This window comes from Winogradskyella echinorum (assembly GCF_014297365.1).
GTDB classification, from domain to species: Bacteria; Bacteroidota; Bacteroidia; order Flavobacteriales; family Flavobacteriaceae; genus Winogradskyella; species Winogradskyella echinorum.
Map to the genome: position 1 here is coordinate 108,346 of NZ_JACOQD010000008.1, position 7,862 is coordinate 116,207.

Consider the following 7,862-nt stretch of genomic DNA (forward strand, 5'->3'; position numbering starts at 1 on the left):
GTGAAAGAACCATGATGCTTAAAATATGTATAGTATGTTTTGCAGATTATATTTATTAAGCTGAAAGCTTTGAAGAAGTAATGGAATCGAAAGTGAACATGAAAAGGATGAGCAATGTTTTTTGGACGTATTGAACGCGCAAGCGAACAATAAAGGAAAAAACATCAAAAGAAACAAATCTTGCGAAGCTTAGTATTATCAGATCAATACATTTTGAAAGGTATGAAAAGTTTCTCCGAAACAGCAACGCTTGAACCGAAAAGGATGATGGTGTAAGCCATACAGCCGATTTAGTGAATACTAAATAAGTCACGTACGTACTGTTTCAATGAAAGCCATGTTAGCGCAGATTTATCTGTATTGATATGGCTTTTTGATTTTATAAACTTATTCCGTTTTACAATTTTATCCTCGTTAGAAATTCACCTTAATTTTAATCTAATCTTTTGTATTCTTACATAATGAATCAACACTCCGTAGAAAACAAACATTTTAAAAACGAAAATTTCACTAAAAACATTCTACCAAAAGCAGAATACTTAGATTGTTCGTTTGCTAACTGCAATTTTGAAAATTCTGATATTTCAAATAATATTTTTCTAGAATGTGAATTTGTAGAATGTAATTTTAGTAATGTAAATGTTACAAATACTACGTTCAATGAAGTAGAATTTTATAATTGCAAACTAGTTGGAGTATTGTTTCAAAACTGTAATGATTTTTTACTAGGCTTCAACTTTAAGGATTGTATGCTTAACTTAAGTTCATTTTACAAATTAAAAATTAGCGCCACAAAATTTTTAAATTGTAAAATGCACAATGTAGAATTCTCGGAAAGTGTAGCAAAAAACACATCGTTTTTAGACTGCGACTTAAAAGGATCTACATTCAGAAATACCAACCTAGAAAATGCCGATTTCTTAACGGCTTATAATTTTGTTATAGACCCTTCCGATAATCAAATTAAAAACGCGGTGTTTTCAAAAGAAAATTGTTTAGGACTTCTCATTGCCTTTAATATTAGAATAAAGTAAATTTTTAATATAATTGAATTTTTATTGTCATTTCTACAAAATATTAAGCTGTTTACTATTAATCTAACACTAAGAAAACGTTATCGTTTTCGTATATTTGCCAAGCTAAAAAACTAGCTATTACACAATCAAAATATTTTAACTAATTATGACCAAAACAGCAAAGATTGTTTATACAAAAACAGATGAAGCTCCGGCTTTAGCAACACGTTCATTTTTACCAATTGTTCAATCGTTTACCAAATCTTCTGGTATTACCATTGAAACTAAAGATATATCATTAGCAGCTAGAATATTAGCTGTATTTCCAGACTTTTTAACTGAAGACCAAAAAGTAAATGATGCTTTAGCAGAATTAGGTGAATTAGCTAAAAAACCTGAAGCAAACATCATAAAATTACCAAATATTAGTGCTTCTATTCCTCAGCTTACGGATGCTATAGAAGAGCTACAGGCTAAAGGATACAAAATACCTAACTATCCAGACGAGCCAAAAAATGATGTTGAGAAAGACATAAAATCGCGTTACGATAAAATAAAAGGTAGTGCCGTAAACCCAGTACTTAGAGAAGGAAACTCAGACAGACGTGCACCAAAAGCTGTTAAAAATTATGCTAAGAAAAACCCACATCGTATGGGAGCATGGTCACCAGATTCTAAAACACATGTAGCAACAATGTCTAAAGGAGATTTTGCTCATAACGAAAAATCGGTAACAGTTGCTGATGCAACAAGCGTAAAAATAGTTCATACTGATACAGACGGTAATAAAACAGTTTTAAAAGATAATTTAGATTTACTTAAAGGTGAAATTATTGATGCCACCGTAATGAGCAAGAAAGCTTTAATTGAATTTTTAGAGCATCATGTAGAAGACGCTTTAGATAAAGGCGTTTTGTTTTCATTACACATGAAAGCAACTATGATGAAAGTCAGTGACCCAATTATATTTGGTCATGCAGTTCGTGTTTTCTTTAAAGATTTGTTTGAAAAGCATGGAAAAACTTTCGATAAAATTGGTGTTGATGTTAATAATGGATTTGGAAATTTACTAGAGAAATTAGGTGAATTACCAGAAGATAAACGCGATGAAATTAGAGAGGATATTAGATTTGCTTTAGATCATAGCGCAGATTTAGCTATGGTAAACTCTGATAGAGGTATTACTAATTTACATGTACCAAGTGATGTTATTATTGATGCATCAATGCCAGCAATGATTAGAACATCTGGGCAAATGTGGAATGCAGAAGGTAAACAACAAGACACCAAAGCAGTTATTCCAGATAGCAGCTATGCAGGAGTATATATTGCGACTATAGATTTTTGTAAAAAACATGGAGCGTTCGATCCAACAACTATGGGAACAGTTCCTAACGTTGGTCTTATGGCTCAAAAGGCTGAGGAATATGGTTCGCATGATAAAACTTTTGAAATTCCTTCTAAAGGAAAAGTTGAAGTTATTGATACTTCTGGCGAAGTTTTAACGAATCATAAAGTTGAAACTGGAGATATCTGGAGAATGTGTCAGGTTAAAGATGCACCAATTCAAGACTGGGTAAAATTAGCTGTTACAAGAGCAAGAGCGTCTCAAACGCCTGCTGTATTTTGGTTAGATAAAAATAGAGCTCATGATGCAGAATTGATAAAGAAGGTAGAACAATATCTTCCAAATCATGATACTTCTGGTTTAGATATTAGAATTTTATCTCCTATTAAAGCGACTAATTTTACATTAGAGCGTATTAAGAATGGTGAGGATACAATTTCAGTAACAGGAAATGTATTACGTGATTATTTAACGGATTTATTTCCAATTTTAGAAGTTGGTACAAGTGCGAAAATGTTATCTATTGTTCCATTAATGAATGGTGGAGGTTTATTTGAAACTGGTGCTGGTGGATCTGCTCCTAAGCACGTTCAACAATTTGTAGAAGAAAATCATTTACGTTGGGATTCTCTAGGTGAATTTTTAGCGTTAGCAGTATCTCTTGAGCATTATGCCGAAGTAAATAATAACGAAAAGGCAAGAGTTTTAGGTGAAGCATTAGATGATGCTTCAGATAAATTGCTAGAAAACAGAAAAGGACCTTCTAGAAAAGTTAACGAACTAGACAACAGAGGAAGTCATTTTTATTTGGCTTTATACTGGGCTGAAGCATTAGCAAATCAAGATAAAGATGCAGAGTTAAAATCTGAATTTATAAGTATCTATAATGCTCTATCTTCTAACGAAGATGCTATTATAAAAGAACTTATTGATTGCCAAGGTGAATCGGTAAACATTGATGGCTATTATTATCCTAATGAAGATTTAGTTACAAAAGCGATGCGACCAAGTAATGCGCTAAATTCTATTTTAAATAAATAGCTGTAAATAGTTTAAGGTAATGTTAAAAGCTTCTTTTATAGAAGCTTTTTTTTTCTTTTAACTTAATTTTACAGTAACAATGTCTTAAGTAATTCGTCTAGATATAAATACTTAATCAGACCAACCTTTTTTTACGCGTATATGGTATTATCTCTTAGAAGAATTTTATTCCTTTTTTTGCTTTTTCCTTTATTTCTTTTATCCCAAGAAAAATTTACATTCAGCGGAACAATTACTGATAATCAAAGTAACGAAACACTTATTGGTGTTAACATAATATTTCCAGACATACAATCTGGAACTATGACGAATGAGTATGGTTTTTACTCAATCACTTTACCATCTGGCACTTATAGCGTTCAAATTAGTTATTTAGGTTTTAAAACAATTTCTGAAACCATAGTTTTAAATTCGGATTTATCTAAAAATTTTAAACTTATTGAAGCAGCCGAAAGCCTTGATGAAGTTGTAATTACCGAAGATGTTGAAAAACTAAACATTAAAAAACCGCAAATGAGCGTTAATTCTTTATCTATAAAAACGATAAAGAATATGCCAGTAATTTTAGGAGAGGTAGACGTTATAAAATCAATAACACTTCTTCCTGGTGTTACAAATGCTGGTGAAGGATCTTCTGGTTTTAATGTTAGAGGTGGTGCTGCAGATCAAAATTTAATTTTATTAGATGAGGCGACAATTTTTAACTCGTCACATTTATTTGGTTTCTTTTCTGTATTTAATCCAGATGCTATTAAAGATATAAAATTATATAAAGGAGGAATTCCTGCTAAATACGGTGGTAGAGTTTCATCGGTGTTAGACATTTATCAAAAAGAAGGCAACAGCAGTGAATTTCATATGAATGGTGGTATTGGATTAATATCTAGCAGACTTTTAGCCGAAGGTCCTATAAAAAAAGATAAAGGATCATTTTTATTAGGCGGACGAAGTAGTTACGCACATTTATTTTTACCACTTTTTGATATTGATAATATTGCCTATTTCTACGATCTTAATACAAAACTTAGTTATAGATTAAATGAAAAAAATAGCATTTTCTTATCTGGTTATTTTGGAAGGGACGTCTTTGAATTAGCAGATAGCTTTGAAAACACATATGGAAATACTGTTGTTAATTTTAGATGGAATCATTTATTTTCTGATAAGCTCTTCTCAAACTTATCTTTGATATATTCAGATTATTACTATGGGTTAAAATTAGACTTTGTAGAGTTTGATTGGGAATCTGGAATTAGAAATTTTAATCTTAAGTACGATTTTAAACACTACATAAACAATAATTTTAAATTAGAATACGGCCTAAATAGTATTTATTACAAATTTAACCCTGGAGAAATTAATCCAACAACTGAAGATTCTGGGATTAACCCATTTAAACTTATTGATAAATATGCTTTTGAAAATGCAATCTATATTGATGCGGAGCATAAACTTAGCAATAAACTTTCAGTGAGTTATGGTGCTCGGTTTAGTACTTTTCATCGTTTAGGACAAGATGAATTAAACGTATATGAGAATGATAACCCTGTACTTTTTAATGAAGATCTTGGTATTTATGAAAAAGCAGATCCAATTGGTACAGATAATTTTAGTCGTAGTGATGTTATAGAATCCTTTGCTAATATTGAGCCAAGACTTGCAATAGCATATCAACTTAATGATAAATCTTCAATAAAAGCAAGTTATAATAGAATGAGTCAGTATTTACATTTATTATCAAACACAAGCTCACCTACTCCGCTAGATGTTTGGACTCCGAGTGGAAAATATGTAAAACCTCAATTATTAGATCAGATTGCGTTAGGCTATTTTAAAAACTTTAATGATGATATATTTTCGTTAGAGATTGAAAGTTTCTACAAAAAAATTAAAAATCGAATAGATTATATAGACGGTGCCGATTTAATTGCAAATAATGCTATTGAACAAGTAATATTAAATGGAGAAGCAAGAGCTTATGGATTAGAAGTTCTTTTCAGAAAAAATGAAGGAAAACTTAAAGGCTGGTTAGCATACACGTTGTCAAAATCTGAACAAAGAACACCAGGTAGAACAACTGCTGAAACAGGAATTAACGATGGAAATTGGTATAATACTGCATTTGATAAAACACACGATATTTCTCTAACAGGAAGTTATGAATTAAATAAAAAGTGGTCATTTAGTTCCAATTTTATTTTTCAAACAGGACAACCTGCAACGTTACCAAATGGACAATATCAGTATAATGGCATTGTAATACCTAGTTTTGAAGCACGCAACTCGAGTAGATTATCTTCTTATCATCGGTTAGATTTAGCCGTAAACTATAACCCAAAACCAAACAGTGATAAAAAGTTAAAAGGCGAATGGGTTTTTGGTATTTATAATTTATACAACAGAAGAAATGCTGCAAGTTTAACTTTTAGAGAAAATAGAAATTCTGGAAATAATGAAGCTGTTAGATTGGCAATTTTTGGTATTGTACCTTCCGTATCATATAATTTTAAATTTTAAATCATGAAAAAACTTATATTAATAACAGTTATTTTTTCATTATTTTATAATTGTGAAGATGTTATAGATGTAGATTTAAATGAAGCTGAACCAAGATTGGTTATTGAAGCTTCAATTAACTGGTTTAAGAATACTCCTGGTAATGAACAAAGCATAAAACTGTCTTTATCTGCACCATTCTTTAATGATCTAATTCCACCAGCAAATGGAGCAATAATCCAAATTACAGATTCAAATAGTAATGAATTTAACTTTATTGAAGAAGGAACTACTGGTGTTTACAGAAATAATAATTTTATTCCAGTAGTTGACGAGACTTATACGTTGACTATCAATTATAATGGTGAACAATATTCCGCTGCAGAAACATTAAAATCAGTGGTCCCTATTGACTATATAGAGCAAAATAATGAAGGTGGTTTTACTGGTGAAGATATCGAATTGAAAGCGTACTATACAGATCCAGTTTTAACAGAAAATTACTATTTTTTTGAATTTATAAGCGATATTCCGGTTATCCCAACTCTAGAAGTGTATGATGATGAATTTACTGATGGAAATCAAATTTTTGGGTTTTACACTGAAGAAGATTTAGAATCTGGAGATGTAGTAACTATTAGAAATTATGGTGTGTCTGAGCGTTTTTACGAATTTATGTTCATTCTTTTACAACAAGGAAGTGATGAAAGTGGTGGACCTTTTGAAACGCAGCCTGCAACAGTTAGAGGCAATTGCATAAATGAAACTAATCCCAATAATTATCCTTTTGGCTATTTTAGATTATCTGAAGTAGATGAAGTCATTTACACCGTTGAATAGTATATACTAATATTTATTATCTTTAAGCATGGCATTTATTAAAACTACAGAGCAAGATTCTTTATATAATAATCTCGAAGAAATGTCTATCAATGAGATTATCACTAATATTAATAATGAAGATAAAACAGTGCCACTAGCTGTTGAAAAAGCACTTCCACAAATAGAATTATTAATCGAACAAATAGTTTATAAATTAAAAAATGGAGGTCGTTTATTTTATATAGGTGCAGGAACTAGTGGTCGATTAGGAATACTTGATGCATCAGAATGTCCACCAACTTTTGGAGTTTCACATAGCTTAGTAATAGGCCTAATTGCTGGAGGTGATAATGCTATACGTAAAGCTGTAGAAAATGCCGAAGATTCAATTACTCAAGGTTGGAAAGATTTACAGTTAAAAAATGTCTCTGATAAAGATGTTGTCGTTGGTATTGCAGCTTCAGGAACTACACCATATGTTATACACGCTTTAAAAGAATGTAATAACCATAATATTATTACTGGATGTATTACTTGTAATAATAAGAGTCCGTTATCGCAAGTATCTCAATTCCCAATAGAAGTTATTGTAGGTCCAGAATTTTTAACTGGTAGTTCTAGAATGAAAGCTGGTACAGCCCAAAAACTTGTCCTAAATATGATTACTACTACTTCTATGATTCAATTAGGAAAAGTAAAAGGTAATAAAATGGTAGACATGCAACTTAGTAATGATAAACTAGTTGATAGAGGAATAAAAATGATTATGAACGAATTAAAAGTACCTGAGTCAACAGCAGCAGAATTATTGAATAAGTATAAAAGTGTAAGAAAAAGCATTCTAAATGGAAGAAAACAATAGAACCGATAAAGATGTTTTAGTAAAGGGTTTAAAACAAATGGGGATTTGTCTTTTATTAATGTTTGCAGGTCCTACTCTATTACATTTAACACTAGATAATGACGATAAACCGCTTTATATTCCGTTACTTATTATTTCTATCCTATTATGTATTGCTGCTATTGCTTTTTTATTCATTGGAATCAACACAATTCTTAATAGTATCTTCAAAAGGAAAAAATAATTTTACTATATATAACAAAAAAAACCCTTACTAGTTATCTAGTAAGGGTTTATA

6 protein-coding genes are annotated in these 7,862 nt (G+C 30.7%); all 6 read left to right on the forward strand.

Going from position 1 to position 7,862, the window contains the following annotated elements:
• The first annotated feature begins 461 nt into the window (after positions 1-461).
• Positions 462-1,034: a pentapeptide repeat-containing protein gene (locus tag H8K90_RS16830; RefSeq protein ID WP_186847160.1), complete on the forward strand. Its 573-nt coding sequence runs from the start codon at positions 462-464 to the stop codon at positions 1,032-1,034.
• A gap of 148 nt (positions 1,035-1,182) precedes the next feature.
• Positions 1,183-3,405: an NADP-dependent isocitrate dehydrogenase gene (locus H8K90_RS16835; RefSeq protein ID WP_186847161.1), complete on the forward strand. Its 2,223-nt coding sequence runs from the start codon at positions 1,183-1,185 to the stop codon at positions 3,403-3,405.
• A 141-nt stretch (positions 3,406-3,546) separates the two neighbouring features.
• Positions 3,547-5,922 carry a TonB-dependent receptor gene (locus tag H8K90_RS16840; protein ID WP_186847162.1) on the forward strand — a complete coding sequence of 792 codons (2,376 nt, stop codon included), beginning with the start codon at positions 3,547-3,549 and terminating at the stop codon, positions 5,920-5,922.
• Positions 5,923-5,925: 3 nt separating this feature from the next.
• Positions 5,926-6,741, forward strand: coding sequence for a DUF4249 domain-containing protein (locus tag H8K90_RS16845; protein WP_186847163.1), 816 nt, complete (start codon positions 5,926-5,928; stop codon positions 6,739-6,741).
• Between the two features lie 28 nt (positions 6,742-6,769).
• Positions 6,770-7,585, forward strand: coding sequence for an N-acetylmuramic acid 6-phosphate etherase (murQ, locus tag H8K90_RS16850; protein WP_186847164.1), 816 nt, complete (start codon positions 6,770-6,772; stop codon positions 7,583-7,585).
• Positions 7,569-7,808: a DUF6095 family protein gene (locus tag H8K90_RS16855; RefSeq protein ID WP_186847165.1), complete on the forward strand. Its 240-nt coding sequence runs from the start codon at positions 7,569-7,571 to the stop codon at positions 7,806-7,808. The genes murQ and H8K90_RS16855 overlap by 17 nt, the downstream gene beginning before the upstream one ends.
• The last annotated feature ends 54 nt before the right edge of the window (positions 7,809-7,862 follow it).